This window comes from Lacticaseibacillus sp. 22, from assembly GCF_055413445.1.
Genome location: NZ_JBVAYD010000083.1, coordinates 1 through 247 on the forward strand (window position 1 = coordinate 1; position 247 = coordinate 247).

The window sequence follows — 247 nt, forward strand, 5'->3', positions numbered from 1 at the left end:
TGCCATTCCGGGAAATCGTGCGGTAATTCACGCCATTGACACCCTGTAGTAAGCGAGTAAAGGATGGCATTGAATACGTCATAAAGATCATAACGACGCGGTCTTGTATGCTTGCGGAAGTTTTCTAAATCAGGTTGTATTAACGCAAATTGCGCTCGAGAAATATTGCTTGGATAATCTGGCATGACAAACTCCTCAGTCGGTTTTCCACAATTCTACCAGATTCAGCAGATACTAGACAGGTTCT

General features: G+C 43.3%; 1 protein-coding gene. It reads right to left on the reverse strand.

The annotated features are described in order from the left end of the window. On the reverse strand, positions 1 to 185 hold a 185-nt coding region (locus tag ACWP87_RS13880; RefSeq protein ID WP_032822592.1), incomplete at its 3' end, for an IS5 family transposase. Positions 186 to 247 lie beyond the last annotated feature (62 nt).